This window comes from Streptosporangium pseudovulgare, assembly GCF_014648055.1.
GTDB classification, from domain to species: Bacteria; Actinomycetota; Actinomycetes; order Streptosporangiales; family Streptosporangiaceae; genus Streptosporangium; species Streptosporangium pseudovulgare.
In genome coordinates this window covers 13,222-36,305 of the sequence record NZ_BMQJ01000002.1, presented here as the reverse complement: position 1 = coordinate 36,305, position 23,084 = coordinate 13,222, and the positions used below count along the sequence as shown (strand labels likewise).

21 protein-coding genes are annotated in these 23,084 nt (G+C 74.0%); 16 read left to right on the top strand and 5 right to left on the bottom strand.

Annotated features, from left to right (window positions below):
- The first annotated feature begins 129 nt into the window (after positions 1–129).
- The gene (locus IEZ10_RS04110) at positions 130–1,395 is read left to right on the top strand and encodes an RNA-guided endonuclease InsQ/TnpB family protein (RefSeq protein WP_189245128.1); all 1,266 of its coding nucleotides are present in this window, start codon (positions 130–132) and stop codon (positions 1,393–1,395) included.
- Here IEZ10_RS04110 and IEZ10_RS04105 read toward each other — a convergent pair whose 3' ends face one another.
- A complete protein-coding gene (locus tag IEZ10_RS04105; RefSeq protein ID WP_189245127.1) occupies positions 1,396–2,808 on the bottom strand; it encodes an MFS transporter in 1,413 nt (470 codons plus the stop codon).
- A gap of 120 nt (positions 2,809–2,928) precedes the next feature.
- Here IEZ10_RS04105 and IEZ10_RS04100 point away from each other — a divergent pair, with 120 nt between their 5' ends.
- From IEZ10_RS04100 to IEZ10_RS04080, 5 genes are all read left to right on the top strand, one after another.
- Positions 2,929–3,450 (top strand): winged helix-turn-helix transcriptional regulator, encoded by a 522-nt coding sequence (locus tag IEZ10_RS04100; protein ID WP_189245126.1) that lies wholly within the window; start codon positions 2,929–2,931, stop codon positions 3,448–3,450.
- A gap of 452 nt (positions 3,451–3,902) precedes the next feature.
- Positions 3,903–4,304, top strand: coding sequence for a phage holin family protein (locus IEZ10_RS04095; RefSeq protein WP_189245125.1), 402 nt, complete (start codon positions 3,903–3,905; stop codon positions 4,302–4,304).
- A complete protein-coding gene (locus tag IEZ10_RS04090; protein ID WP_189245124.1) occupies positions 4,301–5,044 on the top strand; it encodes a DUF3618 domain-containing protein in 744 nt (247 codons plus the stop codon). Before IEZ10_RS04095 ends, IEZ10_RS04090 begins: the two co-directional genes overlap by 4 nt.
- Before the next feature lie 342 nt (positions 5,045–5,386).
- Positions 5,387–5,959, top strand: coding sequence for a hypothetical protein (locus IEZ10_RS04085; protein ID WP_189245123.1), 573 nt, complete (start codon positions 5,387–5,389; stop codon positions 5,957–5,959).
- 38 nt (positions 5,960–5,997) lie between these two features.
- Positions 5,998–6,459 carry an HIT family protein gene (locus IEZ10_RS04080; protein ID WP_229810940.1) on the top strand — a complete coding sequence of 154 codons (462 nt, stop codon included), beginning with the start codon at positions 5,998–6,000 and terminating at the stop codon, positions 6,457–6,459.
- 14 nt (positions 6,460–6,473) lie between these two features.
- Here IEZ10_RS04080 and IEZ10_RS04075 read toward each other — a convergent pair whose 3' ends face one another.
- Positions 6,474–8,336: a glycoside hydrolase family 43 protein gene (locus IEZ10_RS04075; RefSeq protein ID WP_229810939.1), complete on the bottom strand. Its 1,863-nt coding sequence runs from the start codon at positions 8,334–8,336 to the stop codon at positions 6,474–6,476.
- A 172-nt stretch (positions 8,337–8,508) separates the two neighbouring features.
- On the opposite strand from IEZ10_RS04075, the gene IEZ10_RS04070 reads away from it, so the two are divergent.
- The 9 genes from IEZ10_RS04070 (at position 8,509) to IEZ10_RS04030 (ending at position 17,730) form a co-directional block, all read left to right on the top strand.
- Complete coding sequence (locus IEZ10_RS04070; protein WP_189245122.1) at positions 8,509–9,705, top strand: sensor histidine kinase; 1,197 nt, start codon at positions 8,509–8,511, stop codon at positions 9,703–9,705.
- Positions 9,706–9,820: 115 nt separating this feature from the next.
- On the top strand, positions 9,821–10,582 hold the full coding sequence (locus IEZ10_RS04065; RefSeq protein ID WP_189245671.1) for a LytR/AlgR family response regulator transcription factor: 762 nt from the start codon (positions 9,821–9,823) through the stop codon (positions 10,580–10,582).
- Positions 10,579–11,190, top strand: coding sequence for a DUF485 domain-containing protein (locus IEZ10_RS04060; RefSeq protein WP_229810938.1), 612 nt, complete (start codon positions 10,579–10,581; stop codon positions 11,188–11,190). Before IEZ10_RS04065 ends, IEZ10_RS04060 begins: the two co-directional genes overlap by 4 nt.
- Positions 11,191–11,204: 14 nt before the next feature.
- Positions 11,205–12,686 carry a sodium/solute symporter gene (locus IEZ10_RS04055; protein WP_444545398.1) on the top strand — a complete coding sequence of 494 codons (1,482 nt, stop codon included), beginning with the start codon at positions 11,205–11,207 and terminating at the stop codon, positions 12,684–12,686.
- 99 nt (positions 12,687–12,785) lie between these two features.
- A complete protein-coding gene (locus tag IEZ10_RS04050) occupies positions 12,786–12,938 on the top strand; it encodes a hypothetical protein (RefSeq protein ID WP_179827456.1) in 153 nt (50 codons plus the stop codon).
- A gap of 6 nt (positions 12,939–12,944) precedes the next feature.
- Complete coding sequence (locus IEZ10_RS04045; RefSeq protein ID WP_189245120.1) at positions 12,945–14,369, top strand: YcaO-like family protein; 1,425 nt, start codon at positions 12,945–12,947, stop codon at positions 14,367–14,369.
- A complete protein-coding gene (locus IEZ10_RS04040) occupies positions 14,369–15,571 on the top strand; it encodes an MFS transporter (RefSeq protein ID WP_189245119.1) in 1,203 nt (400 codons plus the stop codon). The genes IEZ10_RS04045 and IEZ10_RS04040 overlap by 1 nt, the downstream gene beginning before the upstream one ends.
- Positions 15,572–15,775: 204 nt before the next feature.
- Positions 15,776–16,123: a DUF485 domain-containing protein gene (locus IEZ10_RS04035; protein ID WP_189245118.1), complete on the top strand. Its 348-nt coding sequence runs from the start codon at positions 15,776–15,778 to the stop codon at positions 16,121–16,123.
- Positions 16,120–17,730: a monocarboxylic acid transporter gene (locus IEZ10_RS04030; RefSeq protein WP_189245117.1), complete on the top strand. Its 1,611-nt coding sequence runs from the start codon at positions 16,120–16,122 to the stop codon at positions 17,728–17,730. The genes IEZ10_RS04035 and IEZ10_RS04030 overlap by 4 nt, the downstream gene beginning before the upstream one ends.
- 84 nt (positions 17,731–17,814) lie before the next feature.
- On the opposite strand, the gene IEZ10_RS04025 is transcribed toward IEZ10_RS04030, so the two are convergent.
- Complete coding sequence (locus tag IEZ10_RS04025) at positions 17,815–18,738, bottom strand: aldo/keto reductase (protein WP_189245116.1); 924 nt, start codon at positions 18,736–18,738, stop codon at positions 17,815–17,817.
- A 221-nt stretch (positions 18,739–18,959) separates the two neighbouring features.
- Here IEZ10_RS04025 and IEZ10_RS04020 point away from each other — a divergent pair, with 221 nt between their 5' ends.
- Positions 18,960–19,631 carry a TetR/AcrR family transcriptional regulator gene (locus IEZ10_RS04020; RefSeq protein ID WP_189245115.1) on the top strand — a complete coding sequence of 224 codons (672 nt, stop codon included), beginning with the start codon at positions 18,960–18,962 and terminating at the stop codon, positions 19,629–19,631.
- A gap of 8 nt (positions 19,632–19,639) precedes the next feature.
- Here the strand turns inward: IEZ10_RS04020 and IEZ10_RS04015 are convergent, their stop codons facing one another.
- Together IEZ10_RS04015 and IEZ10_RS04010 are read right to left on the bottom strand one after the other, a co-directional pair.
- On the bottom strand, positions 19,640–21,376 hold the full coding sequence (locus IEZ10_RS04015) for a wax ester/triacylglycerol synthase family O-acyltransferase (RefSeq protein ID WP_229810937.1): 1,737 nt from the start codon (positions 21,374–21,376) through the stop codon (positions 19,640–19,642).
- A 337-nt stretch (positions 21,377–21,713) separates the two neighbouring features.
- Positions 21,714–22,853, bottom strand: coding sequence for a sulfite oxidase (locus tag IEZ10_RS04010; RefSeq protein ID WP_189245114.1), 1,140 nt, complete (start codon positions 22,851–22,853; stop codon positions 21,714–21,716).
- Positions 22,854–23,084 lie beyond the last annotated feature (231 nt).

Genomic DNA, 23,084 nt, shown 5'->3' with positions numbered 1-23,084 from the left:
CCGGCCGCCCGCGTTCGGCGATGGTGTGTTCGCCGGGGTGGTGGGCGGCGTCGGCGCGGGCGCCGATGTGTTCACGGATCGCCCGGATTCCCCTACGCCCGGTCATGGCCGAGTGGCACGATGATGGCCGTGCGGCTGCGTTACCGGTACCGGCTTTCCCCGGACGCCGCCCAGCGTGAAGTGCTGGCGCGGGCGTTCGGGTGCGCCCGCGTGGTGTTCAACGACGGGCTGCGCGCACGCCGGGCGGCGCGTGAGGTGGGCCTGCCGTACGTCTCGGATGGGGAGTTGTCCAAGCGGGTCATCACCGAGGCGAAGAAGACGCCCGAACGGGCATGGCTGGGCGAGGTGTCGGCCGTCCTGCTTCAGCAGGCGCTCGCCGATCTGAACACCGCCTATCGGAACTTCTTCGCCTCGGTCGCCGGGAAGCGGAAGGGTCCGAAGGTCGCGCCGCCCCGGTTCCGGTCACGCAAGGACGACCGGCAGGCGATCCGGTTCACCCGCAACGCCCGGTTCACCGTCACGGCGGGCGGCAGGCTGCGCCTGCCGAAGATCGGGGATGTTCCGGTGCGCTGGTCACGCGGCCTGCCGTCCGAGCCGTCGTCGGTGACGGTCATCAAGGACGCGGCCGGGAGGTACTTCGCGTCGTTCGTGGTCGAGACGACCGACGAACCGCTTCCCCAGGCCGCCGCCGAGGTGGGCATCGACCTGGGATTGACGCACTTCGCGGTCGCATCGGACGGCTCGAAGGTGGACAACCCGCGCTTCCTGCGGCGGGCGGAGCGCCGCCTGCGTAAAGCCCAGCAGGCCCTCAGCCGCACGGTGAAGGGGTCGAACAACCGCACGAAGGCCGTCGTCAGGGTCGCGCGGGCGCACGCCCGGGTGGCCGACGCGCGCCGCGACTTCGCCCACAAGCTCTCCACCGCGTTGATCCGCGACAACCAAGCGATCTACGTGGAGAACCTGTCGGTGAAGGGCCTGGCGCGCACGAGGCTGGCCAAGAGTGTGCATGATGCGGGCTGGTCGCAGTTCGTCGGGATGCTGGAGTACAAGGCCGCCCGGTACGGGCGGACCTTCGCGAAGATCGACCGCTGGTTCCCGTCGTCGAAGCTGTGCTCGGCGTGCGGTGCCCTCGCCGCGTCCATGCCGCTTTCCGTCCGGTCGTGGACCTGCCCGTGCGGCGTGGTCCACGACCGGGACGTCAACGCGGCGATCAACATCCTGGCCGCCGGACGGGCGGACAGGCTAAACGCCTGTGGAGGGACGGTGAGACCACCGCTTGCGGTGGCACGACCCGGCGAAGCAGGAACCCACTCCAAGCCGCCCGCGTTCTCGGCGGCCTGGCAGGGGAGAATCCCCGCCTTTCAAGGCGGGGAGGACGTCAAAACCTGCTGGTGATCAGCGCGATCCTCGCGCTGCGGGTGCTGGTGGTCGTGTTCCGCCGCGACCGGTGAGCCGCGCGGCGGCCGCGATCCCGGCGCCGGCCACGGCCGCCACCAGTGCGCAGGCCAGCAGGGCGATGTCGGTGCCCGTCCGCGGGCCCGCCGCGCCGACCACCGCGGCCATCAGCGCCACGCCCAGCGTCGAGCCGACGTAGCGGGCGGTGTTGCCCGCCCCCGACCCCATCCCGGCCCGGTGGGCGGGCACGCTCTCGATCGCCAGCCGGGTGAGCGCCGCGTTGATCAGGCCGCTGCCCGTCCCGGCGACGACCAGCCCGGCCGCCACCCGGGCCCAGGGGGCGTGGGCGGCGGCGCCCAGCAGCGCGAGCGTGCCCGCGGCCGACAGCAGCAGCCCCAGCGCCAGGCCGCCTCCGCCGGTCAGCGGCAGGCGGCGGGCCTGCAGGGCGGTCAGGAACGAGACCCCCGACCAGACGGCCAGCAGCACGGCGCCGCCCAGCGGGGTCAGGCCCCGGGAGAGCTGCAGCACCGTCGGCAGGAAGCTCATCAGCCCGATCACGACCGTCCCGACGACGAGCGCCCCGCCGGTGGAGACGACGAACAGGGGATGCCGGAAGAGCCCCAGGTCGAGCAGGGGGAGCCGGCGGCGCCGTTCGACCGCGACGAAGGAGCCCAGCAGCAGCGCCGCGGCGGCGAAGGCGACGGCCACGACCGGCCGGCCCCAGCCGGCGCGTCCCTCGGTGACGGCGGTGACCAGCGCGGCGAGGCCCGAGGCCAGCAGGAGCGCGCCCGGCACGTCCGGCGGCCGGCGCGTCGCGGCCCGCGACTCCGGCAGCCGGCCGGCCGCCGTCAGCGCCAGAGCCGCGGAGGCCGCGGCGACCACCCAGTGGACCGCCCGCCAGCTCACCGCGGTGGCCAGCGCGCTGGAGAGCAGCGGCCCGATGGCGATGCCCAGGCCGATCATGGCCCCGTAGCGGCCGGTGGCGCGCAGGCGCTCGGGACCGTCGGGGAAGGCGTGCCCGAGGACGCCCAGGCCGGCGGTGAGCACCGCCGCGCTGGCAGCCCCCTGCGCCATCCGGGCGGCGACGAACATCCCGGTTCCGGTCGCCAGGGCCGCCGCGACGGCGGTGGCGGCCAGCGTCCACAGCCCGGCGAGGTAGACGCGCCGCCGTCCGTAGGCGTCGGCCATGTCCCCGGTGACCAGCAGCGCCGCCGCCAGGCCCAGCGAGATGCCGTTCAGCAGCCAGGCCGGTCCCGTGGGGCCCGAGCCGAGGTCCCGGGCCATCTGGGGCAGTGTCGCCGCCGGGACGGTGTAGTTGACCAGCGCCAGCAGCGTCGCGGCGCAGGCGAGCACGAGGGTCGGGCCGGGGGCCGGGGCGGTGTCCGGTGCGCGCCCGGGCGCGGCGATTGCCATGGGGAAGCCTCCAAGGTTCATTGAATGAACTGACGGAAACCGTAGCACGGGTCAGTTCGGTGAATGAACCTGCATCGGTCGTGCGGCGCGTGGGTTCGGTGAGCGAACTAGCATGGGGCCATGGCGCTCGGCAAGAACTACCAAGGGCAGGACTGCACCCTCGCGCGTGCCCTGGAACTCGTCGGGGAGCGCTGGACGCTGCTCGTGGTCCGCGACGCGCTGTACGGCGTGCGCCGCTACGGCGACTTCCTCGCCCACCTCGGCATCCCGCGGGCCGTCCTGTCGCAGCGGCTCCAGACGCTGGTGGACGCCGGGGTGCTGGAGCGGGTCCGCTACTCGCAGTCGCCCCCGCGCGACGAGTACGTCCTGACCGAGATGGGCCGCGAGCTGTGGGGCCCGGTGTACCTGCTCGCCCAGTGGGGCGAGCGGAACCTCTCGAAGGCCGGCCCCTACCGGGTCTTCCACCACGTCACCTGCGGCGCCCGCATCGACCCCCACGGGCTCTGCCCCTCGTGCGGCGGGCGTCCCCCGCTGGAGGAGACCGAGGTACGGCCCGGCCCCGGCGCCGACCTCCTCCGCGACGACCCGGTCAGCGTGGCCCTGCGCCGCCCCCACCGGATGCTCGTCCCGCTGCCCGGCTGACCGGCCGCGCCGCCCTCACCGCCCTCACCGCCCTCGCCACGTCCGCCGCCGGCGGCGGGTGCGGCCGTCGAGCGGGCCCGGACCGGCCGCGCCTCGGGCCCGGCGTGTCCCGGGCCGCTCCGCCGAATGACGGCGGGTAACCGGTTGCCGTCGAACGGCAGGTGGGTATGGCCAGAATCGAACCGGTATTCACGCCGGTCACATCGATCATGAATCCGCGCGGCCCCGGTCCACGGGACGCGCGGACGGGTGGGGAGGGGCGGTCCGCCGCTCCCTTCCCGGCGGCGTACGAGCCGTCACCGGCGCAGGCGCGCTCCTCCCCGCGGTGACGGCGCGACCGCCGCGAGCGCCGGGCGCGAGGCCGCGCGGCGGCTCGCGACCGGCCGCCGCCGGGGATGTTTGCCATGGCAGGAGGGGGTAGGCGCTTCTCCTGCAGGGAGGAGAGGCATGCCATGACCGACACTCAGAAGGAGACCCTGTCCACCGGGGAGCTGGTCCGTCAGCTCTCACAGGACGTCTCACGCCTGGTCCGGGACGAGTTACGCCTGGCCAAGCTCGAACTGGCGGAGAAGGGCAGGCACGCCGGGCTCGGCGCCGGGTTGTTCGGTGGAGCGGGCGCCATGGCGCTGTACGGGGGCGGAGCCCTGGTCGCCGCGGCGATCCTGGCCCTCGCACTGGTCCTGCCGGGCTGGCTGTCCGCGCTGATCATAGGCGTGGTGCTGCTGGTGCTGGCCGCGATCCTCGGCCTGCTGGGCAAGCATCAGGTGTCCGAGGCCGGCCCGCCGGCCCCGCGGCACACCATCGAGAGCGTCAGGCACGACATCGACACGGTGAGGGAGAGGGCGCACCGATGACCGAAACCGATCCGGGCAGGGGCGGCCGGGAGCGTCCGGAGGCCGGCACCACCGGCTCCCGCCGGGAACCGGTCGGCATGCCGGTGCCGCCGGACGAGAGACAGTCGCTGGACATCCCGCCGAAGACGCCGTACCTCCCGATTCCCGACGCCTCGGCGGGCGAGCGCACCGGGACGGCGCCCGGCGGCGCCGCCGGGCCCGGGGCCGCCGGGCCGTCCGCCACCGTGGGGGGCGCCACCGGGGGGAACGCCGCCGGAGGCCGGTCCGGCGCGGTCGGGACCGGCACGGCGGCGAGCGGCGTGGGCACGGCGGGCGCGGGACCGGCCGGCATGACCGCGCCCGGCGGGACGATGACCGACGGCAGGGCCCCGGCGCGGGGCGGCAGGGGCGCGGTCAAGGACACCAAGGAGTCCGTGCGCCGCGACATCGAGAACTCCCGCCGCCAGCTGGGCGACACCGTGGAGGCCCTGGTGCACAAGACCGACGTCAAGGCCCGCGTCAGGCAGGGCGCCGACCGGATGGTGAGCCGGGTGCGGGGCGCGGCGCCGGAGGTGGTCGGCCGCGTGAAGGAGAGGGCGCCCGTCCAGCTCACGAACACCGCGGGCCGGACGCCGGCCGCCGCGGCGGCCGCGGCGGCGGCGGCCCTGGCCCTGCTCGCGTTCCGGTCGCTGCGCCGGAACCGGGTCAGGACCCGCAGGGTGACCGTACGGCGGATGGTCGCGCGGCGACGCAGGTGGTGAGCAGGCCGGTCGAGCCCCCTGTCCCGCCGGGGGACGGGGGGCGACCGGCCTCGATCGGCGGGGAGTAGTCTGGCCGCTTCCGGGTGGACGGCGGACCCCCTCTCCCTTCCGTCCGCCCGGAAACCCGGGGCGCGGCCCGCCGCCACGGGGTCGCGGGGCGCGCACGGAGGACCCGGAAGCCGGCCGGACCGCCTCGGGCCCGCGTCCGTCGCCTTCGGGATCCGGGGCCGGCTGAACCGTTCCGGAGCCGTGTCCGTTGTCCTCAGTGCCGATGCAGGCATATCCGTCGGAGGGCGGGACCGTACGGCCCCGCCCTCCCGGCCGGACCCCCCAGGAGGTCACATGCGCCGTGCTCTCGGAATCGCCGCGGGACTCGCCCTCGTCGTGACCGCGCTGTCCCCGGCGTCGTCCGCCGACGCCGGCTGCCTCAGCGCCAGGAAGTGCGAGCGGGAGGCGCTCATCGCCTTCGACCTGACCGTCCGGGGCGCCTCCCGCGCCGCCCCCGGTCGGGAGGTCACCTACGTCCTGGACTACTCCACGACCTGGACGCCGTCCTTCGCCCCCTACTGGGGCTACTACTGGGTGGGCGGCTCCTTCCCCAAGGGGGCCCGCGGGCCCTCACAGGCGGTGCTGTTCGACACCGCGGGCAAACGGCTGGCGACCTTCCCCTGCGGACGGCACGCCGACGGCGTCTGGTGCGAGACCCGCGGCAGGATCCCCAACCAGGGCAGGATCGTGCTCTCCGCCCGCCTCGCGGCCAAGGGTCACGGGAAGGCCAGGGCGACCCTCGGCTTCGACAGCTTCGACGGGCTCAACGAGCAGGACTACGCGCGGCGGCACACCCGCGCCCAGGCGCGGGCGAAGTTCTGCAACTACCGCTTCAGCCGTACGGTCACCACGAAGGTCGCCTCCTGACGGAGGTCTCCGCCATCGCCGCCTTCTATGCTGGGGCGATGGCGGAGACCTCCGGGATGACTGCTTCCGGCGCGGCGGAGACGGCGTGCGCGTTCTGCGCCATCGCGGCGGGGGAGCAGCCGGCGCCGGTGGTGCTCTCCGACGGTGTGGCCACGGCCTTCCTGGACCGGCGGCCGGTCTTCAAGGGGCACGTCCTCGTGGTGCCCGCCCGCCACGTCGAGACGCTCCCCGAGCTGCCGGCGCCGCTGGTCGGCCCGTTCTTCGAGCGGGTTCGGGCCGTCTCCGCCGCCGTCGAGCGCGGCCTCGCGGCGGGCGGCACGTTCGTGGCGATGAACAACCGGATCAGCCAGAGCGTGCCGCACCTGCACGTCCACGTCGTCCCCCGCAACCGCAAGGACGGCCTGCGCGGCTTCTTCTGGCCCCGCGTCCGCTACGACGGCGACGACGAGGCCGAGTCCTACGCCGAGCGCATCCGCCGGGCCCTGGGGCCGTCCGTCTGAAGCCCGGCGGGCGGTCAGCGGCGGTAGAGGCGGAAATAGTCGAACCGCGCGGTGGCTCCGGCCCCTCCCATCGAGATGAGCCCGACGCGCACGTCGGCCCCGGCCGGCAGCGTCCACACGCCGCCGTGGACCCACTCGCGCCCGTCGCGGCTGGTGGCCGCGCGCAGCTCGTGCTCGCCGTCGCGCGGGTCCACCCGGTGGACGAGGCGCAGCCAGGTGGTCTCGGCGGGCGGGCCGACGATCGTGCCGCCGTAGGCGATCCGGCCGGCGTAGGGCGTCTCCTTGCCGAACTCGGTCTGGCGGGTGTTCCAGATCGCGGCGTGGACGAGCTTGGTGTAGAGGTCGTCCCCGGCGTAGGCGATCAGGCCCGCCTGCTGGTAGTTGCGGACGGTGTCGGTCCCCAGGTCGATGGTCAGCCTGGTCTCGGCCGTCCAGTCGCCCCGGGGCACGTCGCGCAGCAGCACCGAGGCGGTGTTGTCGTCCCGGTTGAGCTCGACGGCCTGCGTGGGCCAGTGCAGCGCCCCGTCGCGGAGCTCGCCCTGCGGGGAGCGGACCCACGACCAGCCGTGGCGCAGGGCCGTACCGTCGAAGTCGTCGCTGCGGGCGCGGTCCACCGGGCCGGGGACCGGGTCCGGCGCGGGCCCGCGGTGCGGGTCCCGGCGGCCGGGCGCGGGCTGGGGGTCCTCGGAGGCCCAGCGGCCGCCCCGCACGGTCGGCCAGCCGTCGATCCAGTCGAGCCGGTCCATCAGCATGGGGCGCTCGTTGACGCCGTACGGTTCGTCGAGGTAGGGGTCGGAGCGGTCGATGGCGTGGTAGAGCAGCCAGTCCTGGCCCGTGCCGTCGGTCAGGACGGCGTTGTGCCCGGTGCCGACCCAGCGGTTGCCGTTGGGGGCGATGACGATCGTGCCACCGGCCCTGGAGGTGTTCAGCGGCACGCCCTGGCGGTCGAGGTAGGGGCCGGTGATGTCGCGGGAGCGGCCGGCGTAGACGCTGTAGCCGGTCGTCGGGCCCGCGCAGCAGTCGGCGGAGGAGGCGAACAGGTACCAGTAGCCGTCGTGGCGGACCAGGTAGCCGCCCTCGAAGCGGTTGTCGATGGCGATCATGGTGGGCTCGCCCACCGCGCGCCTGCCGGTGGCGTCGAGCCTGGTGATGAAGACGCCGCCGTAGTAGGAGCCGTAGACGAGGTACTGGGCGCCGTCGGTGTCGACGGCCAGGGCCGGGTCGAAGGTCCACTTGAAGTCGCCCTCGCCGCCGGAGCCCCTGCGGGGCCCGACGACCGGCGCGCCGGAGTCGGTCCAGGGGCCGGCCGGGGTGGGCGCGGTGGCCATGCCGATCGCGTTGTCGTTCGGCTCGCCGGTGACGGTGGTCTGGGTGACCACGTAGTAGAGCCGGTACTCGCGGCCCACCTTGCGGATGTCGGGCGCCCACAGGCTCGCGCCGCCCGCGGTGTCGGCCCAGGAGGGCATGGTCTCCTCGGTGAAGGCGTCACCGACGTGGGTCCAGCGGACCAGGTCGCGGGAGCGGGAGACGGGCAGCAGATGGCGGGTGCCCTCGCCCTCCCGCAGCGGGTCGCTGGTGCCGTAGGCGTACCACCAGCCGTCGTCGCCCCGGATGACCGAGGGGTCGGCGAAGGTGTCGGCGAAGTCCCGGCTGACCGGGTTGGCGTACGTGCCCCGCGGCGTCCTGGCCGGGTCGGCGGCGCCCCGGTCCCGGGCGGCGGCCGGCGTCGGGACGGTGCCCTGCTGCCGGACGGCGCCCTGCGCCGGGGCGACGCCCCGCGGATGGACGGTGCTCTGCGCCGGGGCGGGGGCCGCCGCCAGGAGGCAGGCGGCTCCGGCCGCGACCGCGAGGGCGCGGCGGACGGTTCTGGTGCGCACGGGTCTCTCCTCGGTTCCTCGCCCCCGATGATCGTGTCCAGCCGTTTCTACAACGTTGTATTCAACGATGTAAAGAGCCGCCGGGCACCTGCCGGCCGTCCGTGGCACCGTATTGATCTACGTTGTGAAGCAGCGCTGGCCGTACAACGATCCCGGCGGTAGGGTCCGGCAGGTGGAACCCCTCGTCGCGGTGCTGGTGGTGGCGGTCCTGGTCGGCGTCCCGGCGCTGGTGCTGTGGCGGGTGCTGCGCGGCCGGCGGGAGCTGGGCAGCAGCCCGGCCGAGCGGGCCACGTTCGAGACCCTGCACACCGCCTCGCTCGCCGCGCCGCCGCTGCGGGCCGGGCTGACCGAGGCCGGGGCGCAGAAGGCGTCCCGGCACCTGCGCGAGCTGCTCGGCTCCCCGGCGCTGGCGATCACCGACGGGGAGCGGCTGCTGGTCTACGACGGCGAGGGCGACCACCACGCCCCGGAGGCGTTCGGGCACGCGGCCAGGACCCTGGCGGGCGGCCGCACCCGGGTGCTGGGGCCGGAGGTCGTCTCGTGCGAGATCCCCGAGTGCCCGATCAGGTTCGCCGTGGTGGTGCCGCTCACCACCGACGGCCGGGTGGTCGGGTCGCTGGCGGCCTACGGCGGGCACGCCTCGGCGGGGCTGGTCCGGGCGGCCCACGAGGTGGCGAGCTGGGTGGACTCCCAGCTGGAGCTGGCCGAGCTCGACCGGTCCAGGACGCGGCTGATGGAGGCGGAGGTGCGGGCGCTGCGGGCGCAGATCTCCCCGCACTTCATCTACAACTCGCTGACGACCATCGCGAGCTTCGTGCGGTCCGATCCGGATCGCTCGCGGGACCTGCTGCTGGACTTCGCGGACTTCACCCGGTACTCCTTCCGGCGGCACGGGGAGTTCACCACGCTGGCCGAGGAACTGCACTCCATCGACCGGTACCTCACCCTGGAGCGGGCCCGGTTCGGCGACCAGCTCCAGGTGACCCTGCGGATCGCCCCGGAGGTGCTGGCGGTGGCGGTGCCGTTCCTGTGCCTGCAGCCGCTGGTGGAGAACGCGGTACGGCACGGCCTGGAGAGCAAGCCGGGGACGGGGTGCATCGCGATCATCGCGGAGGACGCGGGCGCCGAGTGCCGAATCAGCGTGGAGGACGACGGGGTCGGGATGGATCCGGAGCGGCTGCGCCGGATCCTGGCGGGGGACACCGAGATGCGTTCCGGGGCCGGCGGGGTGGGGCTGGCGAACGTGGACGAGCGGCTGCGTCAGGTCTACGGTGACGAGTTCGGGCTGGTCGTGGAGACCGGCAGGGGCGCCGGGACCAAGGTCAGCGTGCGGGTTCCCAAGTACCACCCGGGAGTGTCGGCCAACTGAGCCGGATGCGCGGCGGAGGGCGGTCCCCTCGGAGGGCCGGCGGAGACTGTTGACACTTGATGTCTGGTTCATCACCCTCTAGGGATTCGCATGTGAACGACGTCGAGAGGTGACCGTGACCGGCCTGCGCGTGCTGGCGGTGGACGACGAGCTTCCCGCCCTGGAGGATCTGGCCTACCTGCTGCGGGACGACCCGCGGATCGGTGAGGTCTTCCTGGCCAGGGACGGCGCGGCTGCGTTGCGGGTCCTGGACCGGGCGATCGCCGAGGGGCGGCCGGTGGACGCGGTGTTCCTGGACATCCGGATGCGGGGGCTGGACGGGGTGGTGCTGGGCAGGCTGCTGTCGCAGTTCGCCAACCCGCCGCGGGTGGTGTTCGTGACGGCGTACGAGGAGCACGCGGTCGACGCCTTCGAGATCAAGGCCGAGGACTACCTGCTGAAGCCGGTCAGGCCGGAGCGGCTGGCGGAGGCGATCCGGCGGGTGTGCGTGGCGGCGGAGCTGCCGGACGGGGACGGCGCGGGCCGGGCCGAGCCGGAGACGATCCCGGTGGAGCTGGGGGGCGTCACCCGGTTCGTCTCCAGCGCCGAAGTGCGCTACGTGGAGGCGCAGGGCGACTACGCGCGGCTGCACACGGCCGCCGGCAGCCATCTGGTGCGCATCTCGCTGGCCACGCTGGAGGAGCGCTGGTCGGCGGCGGGGTTCGTACGGGTGCACCGCAGTCATCTGGTGGCGGTCAAGCACATCGACGAGCTGCACATCGACTCGGGCCGGTGCGTGGTGCGGGTCGGAGGCAGTGAGATCCCGGTCAGCCGCCGGCACACCCGCGAGCTTCGTGACCTGCTGGTGCGCCGGGCCCGCCGGGGCAGGGGCGAATGAGCAGGGAGGGCAGGGAGGCCGAGCCGCGGGAGGAGCCGGAGCCGCGGCGGCGGATGGCCGAGCGGTTCACCCGGGCGGTGGGCCGGGAGGGCCGGGAGAGCAGGGAGGGGGAGCGGCCGCGGCCGCGGCGCGAGGTGGTGACCAGCCCGCGGACCACCGCGGCCCGGCATCCGCGGTATCCGGCGACGCGGGAGATCGACGAGCAGACGCGGCTGGGCGAGGTCTACATGAGGTCGCTGGTGCGGACGCAGTTCCGGCTGGCCTTGTTCGTCTGCACGGTGCTGGGGTGCGTGGCCGGCGGGCTGCCGCTGCTGTTCATGCTGGTGCCGGAGCTGGGGTCGGCGCGTCTTCTCGGGGTGCCGGTGCCGTGGGCGCTGCTGGCGGGGCTGGTCTACCCGGGGTTCGTGGCCGGGGCGTGGCTGTACGTGCGGCAGGCCGAACGCAACGAGCGGCACTTCGCCGAGCTGGTGGACCGGCCGGGCGGGCGTGACGAGCGGTGTTCCGCCGGGCCGGTGGACCGGCCGGGCGGACGTGATCCGGATGCGGGGGCGGGTCCGGTCGCGGATCCGGTCGCGGAGTCCGGGTCGGATCGGGCGGGCGGCCGGTGAACGCGGCGTACGGTGTGACCGCCGTGGTCCTGGTGATGCTGGCGGCGGTGCTGATCGGGACGTTCGGCGTGCGGCTGTCGCGGACCACCTCGGACTTCTACGTCGCCTCCCGGACGGTCTCGCCGCTGTGGAACGCCTCGGCCATCGGCGGGGAGTACCTGTCGGCGGCGAGTTTCCTGGGGGTCGCCGGGCTGATCCTCACCTACGGCGCGGACATGCTGTGGCTGCCGGTGGGGTGGACGGGCGGGTACCTGGTGCTGCTGGTGCTGGTCTCGGCGCCGCTGCGCCGTTCCGGGGCCTACACGCTGCCGGACTTCGCGGAGGCGCGGCTGGAGTCGATGGCGGTGCGCCGGCTGGCCGGGGTGCTGGTGGTGCTGATCGGGTGGCTGTACCTGATGCCGCAGTTCCAGAGCGCGGGCCTGGTGCTGCGGGCCATCACCGGCGCGCCGGAGTGGATCGGCGGGTCGCTGGTGGCGGTGGTGGTGGCGGTCAACGTGGTGTCGGGCGGCATGCGGTCGATCACTTTCGTGCAGGCGTTCCAGTACTGGCTGAAGCTGACCGCGCTGGCCGTTCCGGTGGTGTTCCTGCTGGTGGCCTGGCGGGCGGACGGCGCCCCGGGCCTGAGCGCGGGTGACGCGGCGACCTGGGCGCTGCCGCTGGCCAGCGGCAAGGAGTACGGGCTGTACTCGACGTACTCGCTGATCCTGGCGACGTTCCTGGGCACGATGGGGCTGCCGCACGTGCTGGTGCGGTTCTACACCAACCCCGACGGGCGGGCGGCGCGCCGTACGACGCTGGTGGTGCTGACCCTGCTGGGGGTGTTCTACCTGCTGCCGGCGGTCTACGGCGCGCTGGGCCGGATCTACGTCCCGGAGCTGGCGGGCGGTGACACGGTGGTGCTGGCGCTGCCCGGCCGGGTGATCGGGGGAGTGGTGGGCGACCTGCTGGGGGCGCTGGTCACGGCGGGGGCGTTCGCGGCGTTCCTGTCGACCTCCTCGGGGCTGACGGTGTCGGTGGCGGGGGTGATCGGCCAGGACATCCTCAGGGGCGGGGTCCGCTCGTTCCGCGCGGCGGCGGTGGTGGCGGTGGCGGTGCCGCTGGGCCTGGCGACGTGGGCGCGCACGCTGCCGGTGGCCGACGTGGTGGGGCTGGCGTTCGCGGTTGCGGCCTCCTCCTTCTGCCCGCTGCTGGTGCTGGGCATCTGGTGGCGGCGGCTGACCTCGGCCGGGGCGATGGCCGGGTTGCTGGCGGGCGGTGGGCTGGCCGGCGGTGCGGTGCTGCTGACGATCGGCGGCGGCCCGCACACGGGGCTGGCCGGGGCGTTGCTGGCGCAGCCCGCGGCGTGGACGGTGCCGGTGGCCTTCGGGGTGATGATCGTGGTCTCGCTGCTGACGCCGGGTCGCATCCCGCCGGGGGTGGCGCGCACGATGGTGCGCCTGCACACCCCCGAGACCCTCAACCTGGACCGGGGCGACTGGCGGCCCCGTTCCCCCTGATCCGGACAGGGGCGGCCGGTGTCCCGGCGGCCCTTGACGCGGATCATGACGTGTGAAGGAATGATCGGAAAAGGTCCGTTTCGAGGTGGGGAGCGTGCGATGGGCAACAGCAACTCCAACGGCCGGTGCCTCACCGGGGAGGACGGCTTCCAGCTTGAGGCGTCCTTCTCCTTCAGCCCCGCCGAGACGCTTCTTCTCGATGAGTTCTTCTCCGTGCGGTTCGCGCCCGGCGTGCTCACCGGCGCCCGCTGACGGCCGGTGGCACGCGCCCAGCGGGAGCGTGAGACCGGCCTGACGGAGGCGTTGTCCGTCATCGAGGAGATGTTCGCCGGCTCCGGCCTGTCGGCGGAGTTCGTCTCCGCCGGCTCGCCGGAGTTCCCCGTCCACCGCTGCACCGTCCGTGACCGGTCGGGGAAGGTCGTGACGGCGTCCCTGGGCAAGGGGGCCGGCGGGCAGAGCAGGGTGAGCGCGTTGTTCGAGGCCTGGCAGCACCTCGAACACGATCGGGGACAGGCCGCGCTCGCCCGGGACACCGGCCGGGTGCGGGTGCTGCCGGTGGAGGCCGTGGTGGCCCAGCCGGAGCTGCGCGGTGAGGAGATGCTCCACCGCCTCGCCCGCGACCATCCCGGTGTCGCCGTGGCCTGTCTACGGGCCGAGCCGCTGGGGGAGCCTTCGGGGGAGTCTCCGCGGACGTCCGGGCTGGTCGCCGGCCCCGGGCGGGCCGGGGCCGCGTCGTCCCCCGAGGGAGGTCCTTCTCCGGGGCGCCGGGCGATCTGGTATCCGGCCTTCGCCCGGTCGCCGTCCTGCCGCAGCCATCCCGTCCCCGGTGACGACCTGCGCTACGAGTCCTACCTGCGGTACGCCTACGACAGCGGCACCGCCGCCGGGGTGACCGAGGCCGAAGCCGTCCTGCACGGGCTGCTGGAGGTCGTCGAGCGGGACGCCCTGTCGCACGCCCTGCTCGACTGGTACCTCGACGGGGCCGCGCCGATCCGGGTCATCGACCCGGGCGGGCTGCCGGGTGACCTGCGCCGCCTGCACGCCGAGGCGCGGACGCGCCTCGGGGCGCCGCCGCTGGTCATCGACATGACTTCCGACCTGGGCATCCCCGCCTACTGCGCGATCCCCTCCCGGGCCGGGCCGTACCCCGGGGTGATCGGCTCGGGGGCCTCGCTCGACCCGGAGTACGCGGTGGAACGCGCGCTGAGCGAGGTGGTCCAGTCGTCGTTCAACATGTCGCTCGGGGTGGACCTGACCCTGGCGCGCAGGCTGGAGAGCCTGCGGCGCTGGCCGCTGCTGGAGCGGTGCGCGCGGCTCGATCCCGGGCCGCTGGGCCCGCGCCTGGTGCCCGGCCCCTGGCCGGGCGGGGAGGAACGGCGGGCGGGTACGGAGGACCGGGCGGACCGGGCGGACCGGACGGCGGATGACCATCTGACGGAGCGGGAGCGTATGGACGAGCGGTCCGAACGGCGGCGGGGCGTGGCGGGCCGGATCGCCGCGGTCCTCGGGCGGATGGAGGCCGCGGGATTCGCCGCCTACGCCTTCCGCTGGAATCCCGGGCGCGTCCGTTGCCCGGTGCTCACCGTGATCGTTCCCGGTCTGGACACGTTCGCGATGGTGCACAGCGCCGTTCCGGTGCTGCCGACGGGACGGGCCGCGCGGCGGCTCGCCGGTCAGCGGTGATGCGCGCGGCCCTGCGCGACCGGCGGTTCCGGATCGTCTACCTCGCGATGGTCACCAGCCTGCTGGGGGACGCGTCGCTGCTGCTGATCCCGGCGGTCCTGGCGAAGAAGCTCACCGGCTCCGACGGCGCCGCCGGGCTGACCCTGTTCTTCTTCACCGTTCCGCTGTGCTTGTCGCCGCTGATCGGCTATGTGATCGACCGGGTGGACCGCAGGAGGTTCCTGGTCGCGACCTGCCTGCTGGCGGCCGTGGCGATCACCCCGCTCGCCGCGGTGACCGGGCCCGGCACCTTCTGGCTGGTCTACCCGGTCTCGGCCGCCATGGGGCTGTCGTACGCCGCGACGTCCGGGGCGCTCGGCGGGCTGCTGAAGGCCATCCTGCCGGCGGAGTCGCTCGCCGGGGCCAACGGCGCGCTGCAGACCGCCCGGCAGGGGCTGCGCCTGGTCGGGCCGCTGTTCGGCATGGCCGTCTACGCGGCCTGGGGCATCGGTGCGGTGGTGCTGTTCGACGTGGCCACCTTCGTGGTGGCCGCCGCGGCCTTCGCGCTGCTGCCCGCGCCGCCGCCGGTGCCGGTCGCGCCGCGGGGCCGCCCGCGGGACGAGTTCCTGGCCGGCGCCCGGCACCTGGCCGGTGATCCGCTGCTGCGCCGTACCGTGACGGCGTTCTGCATGATGTTCGCGGTCGCGGGCGCCACCGAGTCGCTGATCTTCGCGGTGATCGAGCACGGCCTGGGCCGGCCGCCGGAGTTCACCGCGGTCACCTCCACCGCGATGGGCGTCGGTGCGATCATCGGCGGTCTGGGCGCGGCGACGGTGATCGCCCGCTGCGGCGAGCTGTTCGCGATCGGCGCCGGCATCGCCCTGTACGGCGTGGCCGTGCTGCTGTGGACGGTGCCGGCCGGGGCGGTCGTGCTCGCCGCGATGGCGGCGGGGGGAGCCGGGCTGACGCTGGCGGGGGTGGCCGAGGCGACGCTGACGCAGCGGCGCAGCCCCGGGCACCTGGTCGGGAGGGTCTCGGCCGCCTTCGACGCGGTCGCGGGCGTCGTCCAGCTGGCGTCCCTGGCGGCGGGGGCGGTGCTGGTGTCGCTCTTCGACCACCGCGTCCTGCTGGGCGTGGTGGGGGTGACGGTGTGCCTGGCCGGGGCGCACGCCCTGCGGGCCCGGTCCATGAGGTCCCCGGCCGGGCGCCCGAGCGCCGCCTGACCGGGTCCCCGGGAGGGGCGGAGGCCGGACCGGGCCGGGTACGGCGTACCGTTCGGCGCAGGGATCGGGCCGTTCACCGCGGGCCGTGGCCGGTTGAACGCCGTCCGGCGGCGGCTGGGCGACGAGTCCGCCGCCGGGTCTCCTCGCCGGAGAACCCCTCCTCCTACGTTGTCGGTGACCCAGATCACATGCGTGGGAGGTCCGGTGACCACCAGACAACATGATTCATCTCTATATGAACAGATCCAGAGTGAGGAGCGGTTCCAGGAGCTGAAGCGGCGCTTCCGGGCGTGGGTGTTCCCGATGACCGCGGTGTTCCTGGTGTGGTACCTGCTGTACGTCGTGTTGTCGGCCTGGGCTCGCGGTTTCATGGGCACGAAGGTCCTCGGCAACATCAACGTGGCGCTGATCTTCGGCCTGCTGCAGTTCGTCTCGACGTTCCTCATCGCCTGGGCCTACTCCCGGCACGCCGCCCGGAGGCTCGACCCGCTGGCCGACGAGATCCGCCACGAGGCCGAGGGCAGGACCGACGTGAAGGGCGGGACCGAATGAGCCACCAGACGCTGTCCACGATCCTGTTCCTGCTCTTCGTCGCCATCACCCTGGGCATCACCTTCCGGGCCAGCCGCAGCACCAAGGACGCCGCGGGCTTCTACGCCGGCAACCGGTCCTTCAGCGGCGCGCAGAACGGCCTGGCGATCGGCGGCGACTACATGTCGGCCGCGAGCTTCCTGGGCATCGCTGGGACCATCGCGCTGTCGGGCTACGACGGCTTCCTGTACTCGATCGGCTTCCTGGTCGCCTGGCTGGTGGCGCTGCTGCTGGTCGCCGAGCTGATGCGCAACTCCGGCAAGTTCACCATGGCCGACGTGCTGGCCTTCCGGATGAGCCCGCGCCCGGTGCGCACCGCGGCGGGCGTCTCCACCATCGTGGTGTCGATCTTCTACCTGCTGGCCCAGATGGTCGGCGCGGGCGCGCTGGTCGGCCTGCTGCTCGGCGTCACCTCCCCGGCGGGCAAGGCGCTCACCATCGTCGCCGTGGGCCTGCTGATGATCGTCTACGTGGTCGTCGGCGGCATGAAGGGCACCACCTGGGTGCAGATCGTCAAGGCCGTGCTGCTCATGGGCGGCGCGACCCTGATCACCCTGCTGGTGCTCGGCAAGTACGGGTTCAACCTCTCCGGGCTGCTCGGCGACGCCGCCGCGCAGAGCGGCAAGGGTGAGGCGTTCCTCAACCCGGGCGGCAAGTACGGCACCGAGGCGCAGGGCCTGGCCGGCAAGCTCGACCTGATCAGCCTGGGCCTGGCGCTGGTGCTGGGCACCGCGGGCCTGCCGCACATCCTGATCCGCTTCTACACCGTCCCCACCGCCAAGGAGGCCCGCAAGTCGGTGCTGTGGGGCATCGGCATCATCGGCGTGTTCTATCTGCTGACCCTCGTGCTGGGCTTCGGCGCGGCGGCGCTGGTCGGCGGCAAGGCCATCGCCGCGCAGGACAAGGCCGGCAACACCGCCGCGCCGATGCTCGCCGAGGCGATCGGCCGGGCCGTCTTCGGCGAGGTGGGCGGCACGATCCTGCTGGCGGTGATCGCCGCGGTCGCCTTCGCCACGATCCTGGCGGTCGTCGCCGGGCTGACGCTGGCCTCCTCCTCCAGCTTCGCCCACGACCTGTACGCCCACGTCTTCAAGCGCGGCCAGACCACCGACCGGGAGGAGATCGCGGTCGCCCGGATCGCCGCCTTCGTCATCGGCGCGGTCGCCATCGGCCTGGGCATCCTCGCCCAGAAGCAGAACGTGGCGTTCCTGGTGGCGCTGGCCTTCGCGGTCGCCGCCTCGGGCAACCTGCCGGCGATCCTCTACAGCCTGTTCTGGCGCCGGTTCAACACCTCCGGCGCCGTCTGGGCCATCTACGGCGGCCTGGCCTCCGCGCTGCTGCTGGTGATCTTCTCGCCGGTCGTGTCGGGCGCGGAGACCTCGCTGATCCCGGGCGCGGACTTCTCCTGGTTCCCGCTCAGCAACCCCGGCCTGGTCTCGATCCCGCTGGGCTTCCTGTTCGGCTACCTCGGGACCGTGCTCAGCAAGGAGCACAACGCCGCCAAGTACGCCGAGATCGAGGTCCGCTCGCTCACCGGCGTCGGCGCGGAGAAGGCCGCCCAGCACTGACCGCGCCGCGGGGCCCGGCGGGTCCCGCGGCACCGGCGGGGGTCTCGCGGCGTCCGGAGAGGACACCGCGGGACCCCCGCACCGTCAGCGGGACGCCTCGTCCAGCAGCTTCAGGTCGTCGTCGGTCAGCTCCAGCTCGGCGACGGCCAGCAGCGGCCTGAGCTGCTCGACGTTGCGGGCGCTGGCGATGGGCGCGGCCACCGTGGGCTGGGCGGCCAGCCAGGCGAGCGCGACGGTGGCCGGGACGGCGTCGTGGGCGGCGGCCACCTCGTCCAGCGCGGCGAGCACCCGGCGGCCCCGCTCCTCCTCCAGGTAGCGGGCGGCGGAGTCGGCGCGGGGGCTGTCCACCTCGACCCCGGGCCGGTACTTGCCGGTCAGGAAGCCGCGGGCCAGGCCGAGGTACGGCGTGCTGGTCAGCCCCCGGGCCGCCACCACGTCGCGCAGCGCCCCTTCGTAGTCGCGCTCCACCAGGTTGTAGTGCTGCTGCAGCACCCCGTAGCGGGGCAGCCCCTCGCGCTCGGAGACGTCCAGGGCCTCGGCCAGCCGCTCGGGACCGTAGTTGGAGGCGCCGATGTTGCGGATCTTGCCCTCGCCGATCAGCTCGCCGAACGTGCCGAGCGTCTCCTCCAGCGGGGTGTCGGCGTCGTCGATGTGCGCCCAGTACAGGTCGATGTAATCGGTCCGCAGCCTGCGCAGGGAGTCCTCGACGGCCAGGCGGATGTTCTTCGCCGACAGGCCGCGACGGCTGCCCAGCATGCCGACCTTGGTGGCCAGCACGATCCGGTCGCGGTTGCCGCGGGCGTCGAGCCACTCGCCGATGATGGTCTCCGACTCCCCGCCGCTGTGCCCGGGGGCCCACGCGGAGTACACGTCGGCGGTGTCGACGAAGTTACCGCCAGCCTCGGCGTAGGCGTCCAGAACGGCGAAGGAGTCCTCGCGGCCGGCGGTCCAGCCGAAGACGTTGCCGCCCAGGCAGAGCGGGAAGAGGTTGAGTTCGGAAAAGCTCATGTGGCAACTGTATTTGCCTCCTGCCCGCGTGACTCCGGGGCCCCGCCGGACCCGGGCCGGTGCGCCGCGCGGCCGGCCCGGGCCCGGCGGCGCCCGCCGCGCCGCGTCCCCCCACGCCGGCCGGTGCGTTCCCGCGTACGGCGGAGCCGGGCGGCGGGCCGTACGGTGATCTCCCTCCGGCGGCATGGAAATCCGGCCGGACCCGCGGTTATGGTCGGCGTGTGAACGGCTTCAGGCAGCGGCGGGGCGGGACCGGACGCGAGCGTGACGGTGCCGATCCCGATACGCGGTCCGGACGCGAAAGTGACGGCGCCGACCCCGGCGCGCGGTCCGGACGTGAGCGTGGCGGCGCCGATCCCGGCGCGCGCACCCGCATCCTCGACGCCGCCGAGACGCTGTTCGCCGGGGGCGGCTACGAGGCGACCTCGACGGCGGAGATCGCCCGGGTCGCCGACGTGCCCAAGGGCCTGGTCTTCCACTACTTCCCCAGGAAGATCGACGTGCTGGTCACGCTGGTCGACGAGCGCACGCTCGTGGAGGAGGCCCCCGAGGTGGAGGCCGTCCCCGGTGACGCGGCCGGGACGCTGTCGAAGCTGGCCCGGCGGCTGCCGCTGCGCGCCTCCCCGGCGATGCGCCGCATCCTGTTCCGCGAGGCCGACACGCACGGGTCGGTCCGCGAGCGGCTGGGCCGCCTGAACGGAGAGATCATCCGGCGGGCCCGGTTCGCCCTGGGGCTGGCGCTGCCGACCCCGCGCGGCGACGCCGCCCGGCTGGAGGTCGCCGCCGTCACCTTCGCCGCGGTGCTCCTCTACCAGGAGAACCTCTGTCAGCTCACCGGGCACGCCATCGACCCCGACGCGGTCGCCGAGCTGATCGCCCACGCCCTGGGCTGAACCCCGCTTCAGGCCGGTGCCGGCACCGCCACCGGGTCCGCCACCGGGGCCGTGCCCGGGGCCGTGCCCGGGACCGTCACCGGGTCCGGAGCCGGATCCGCGGCCGTCGGCGACGCCGGGACCGTCACCGGGTCCGGGATCGCCACCGGGCCCGCGACCGTCAACGGGCCCGTGACCGTCACCGGGTCCGCGACCGTCACCGGGTCCGCGACCGTGACCGGGTCCGCGACCGTGACCGGCGCGGCGGGCGGGGCCGGGTGGGTGTCCGCCGTTCCGGCCAGCTCGACCAGTTCGTCCATCGCCTCCTGCAGGTGGCCCATGAGCCGCCAGACGTCCGCCACCCGGTCCGGGCAGGCCAGCACGCCGAACCCGAGCGAGCCGTCGTAGGAGAAGCAGGTGATGTTGACCCCGCCGGTCATGTCGGTCAGCACCGACATCGGGTAGTAGCCCAGGACCCGGGCGCCGCACAGGTACAGCGGGAACTGCGGCCCCGGCACGTTGGAGACGATCAGGTTGATCGGCGGCAGCACGATCGAGGCCAGCCGGAAGACCGCCGGGGTCGCCACGGCCGTGACCGGGGCGGGCAGCACCGCCGACAGCTCGTCCAGCCAGGTGGCGGGCGCGGCCGCGAAGCGCCGCTTGGCCCGGCGCATCGCCTCCCCGGTGACCCGCAGCCGCTCCAGGGGGCAGGCGACGTCGGTCGCCAGCGGGGCGACCATGGCCGAGAGCCGGTTGCCGACCCCGACCCCGGCCCCCGTCTCGGCCCCGGCTCCACCGCGGGCGCCCGCCGTACGGACCGCGACCGGGACCGCGGCGACCAGCGGTTCGGCGGGCAGCACGTCGCGCTCGCGCAGCCAGGAGCGCAGCGCCGAGGCGCACAGCGTCATGACCACGTCGTTGACGCTGAGCCCGAAGGTCCGGGCGACCCGCTTGACCTCGGAGAGGGGCAGCGCGCCGTAGGAGAAGCGCCGCCGGGCGCTGATCGGGCCGTTGAACGGGGTGGGCGGGGCGACCAGGGGCGGCATCTCCGGCAGCCCGGCGTCACCACCGATGATCAACCGGGCCGCGGCGGCCACCGTCCGGGCCGCGGGCAGCGCCCCGAGCAGCGGGATCGCGTCGAGGTCGGCCGCCAGCCGGCCCAGGGAGCGCAGCGCCCTGGCGGGGTGGGCGACCGACCTGGCCACGGCCACGGCCAGCATCTCCGCCGGGTCAGGGGCGGGCGGCGGCGGGCCCGGGGGCTCGGGCGCGGGGACCGGGCGGATCTCGGATGTGAGGTCCAGCAGGCAGGCCAGGATCTCCGCGCCCGACATCCCGTCGACCGCGCAGTGGTGGACCTTGGTGTACAGGGCGGCCCGGCCGCCGCTCAGCCCCTGGATGAGGTGCATCTCCCACAGCGGGCGCGACCGGTCGAGGCGGCGCTCGTGGATGCGGGTGATCTCGTCGGCGAGCTGGGACTCGTCGCCGGGCAGCGGCAGCACGACCTCGTGGACGTGGTCGGCGACGTCGAGGCCGGCGGCCTCCGTCCAGTACGGCCGGTCGAGGCCGAACGGCACCTCGGCCAGCCGCAGCCGCAACGCCGGGATCAGGTGCAGCCGCTCACGCAGCAGCCTGATGACGTCGTCGCGGGTCACGGCGCCACCGGGGGAGCGGGCGGCGTCCAGGATCGCGACCCCGGCGAGATGGGCCGCGGTGGTCGCCGACTCGGCGTGCAGGAACTGCGCGTCCAGCGCGGACAGCTGTCGCATCGGTCGGCCCTCCCGGCGGAAAACGACTGGTGGAAGAACAGGTGCGGCCATCATCGCCCCGGTTCGTTTCCCCCTCGTTTCCCCTGTGCGACGCCAGGCGTCCTTTCCGGATGGGATCCGGCGGACCGACCATGGATTCCGGCGGCTTGTCTTGCCTGATCAGCTAATACCTCCGCGCTCCAAGGGAAATGACCCGTGACCTTTTGAAGGGGTAAGAACTGCGTACGGGAATTCCATGTGATCGCTGCGGAGTGGAAATCACCGGCGTTTCTCGCTCAGGTGTTCGCGGTCCGGTCGTTCGTGGCTCAGGACATTCGCGGCTCAGGTCGTTCACCGCTCAGGCGTTCACCACGGTCACCGGATGGCGGACGACCGCGTCGAACAGGTATCCGAAACGGTTGTGCGGCGTGCGGTCCGGCTGGACGGCCCCCGTCTCGTCGACCGCCCTGGCCATCAGCTCGTACGGTCCCGTGACGCGGGGACACCAGGTGACGTGCCAGCGGACCCAGGCGGGGGAGAGGTGTGAGCCGTGCAGCTGGGCCGGGCGCCAGGTGGCGCCGCCGTCCAGGCTCACCTGCACCCCGGTGATCCGGCCGCCGCCCGACCACGAGCGGCCGCGCAGCACGTGCGGGTGCCCGGCGGCGAGCCTGGCCCCCCACGCCAGCTCGAAGGCGCTCCTGATGTTCTGCGTGCTCAGCGGCTCGCCGCCCCGCGGCGGGTAGGCGGCGCCGAACATCCGGTAGAACTCGGTGGTCCACGGCGAGCTCAGGGGCGAGGCGGAGACCTCGATGTCGCCCACCCACTTGATCGACGCCAGGCCGATCCAGGACGGCACGACCAGCCGCACCGGGTAGCCGTGGTCGGGCGGCAGCGGGCGGCCGTTCATCTCGTAGGCGAGGATCACGTCGTCGAGCGCCTTGGCCACCGGGATCGGCCTGCGCACCCTGCCGAAGTCGACGCCCGCCTCGACGTAGTGCGGGTCGAGGCCGCGCGGCATGACGTCGACCGCGTCGGGGGTGACGCCGGCCAGCCGGAGCACCGTGGACAGCGGCACCCCGCGCCAGCGGGCCACGCCGGCGGCGCCGAGCCGCCAGGGGGTGCCGATGACCTCCTGGCCCTGCTGGGAGGCGAACAGGCTGCGGCCGTTGCCCGCGCACTCGATCATCACGTCCCGCGTCACCGCCGGCAGCGACAGCAACTCGGCGTAGCCGAAGTCGCGGGGCGCGCGCAGGCCGGAGCCGTGCAGCCGCAGCCGCCAGGCGGCGGCGTCGATGATCGGGGTGGAGGTGTGGTTGCGCACGAAGAAGCGTTCGGCGGGCACGTGGTAGCCGACGCCGCCCATCGCCTCCCAGCGCGTCTCGGCGTTGGTGTCGTGCGCGACGAACAGCTCCGGCGGCAGCGGCTTGACGATCCCGGGGACGCCGTCCCCGCGGGTTCCATGGCGCTGTCCCGTCCCGCTCTCGGCCGTGTACGGCATGCTGCTCCCCTTCCCCGGTTACATTTATTCCCTACCAGATAACCGTGTAATTGTGCAGGGGGCGTGACGGGCGTGTCACCTCCCGCCACCTCGTCGCTCCCGATGTCGCTCCCGGTGTCGCTCCCGGCGGCCGGGTCCTCCCCGGGAACCATGCCCCTCCGGGAACCACGCCATCCCCGGGAACCATGTCGTCCCGGGAACGGCCGTCCCCGGCGGGCGGGGACGGCGCGG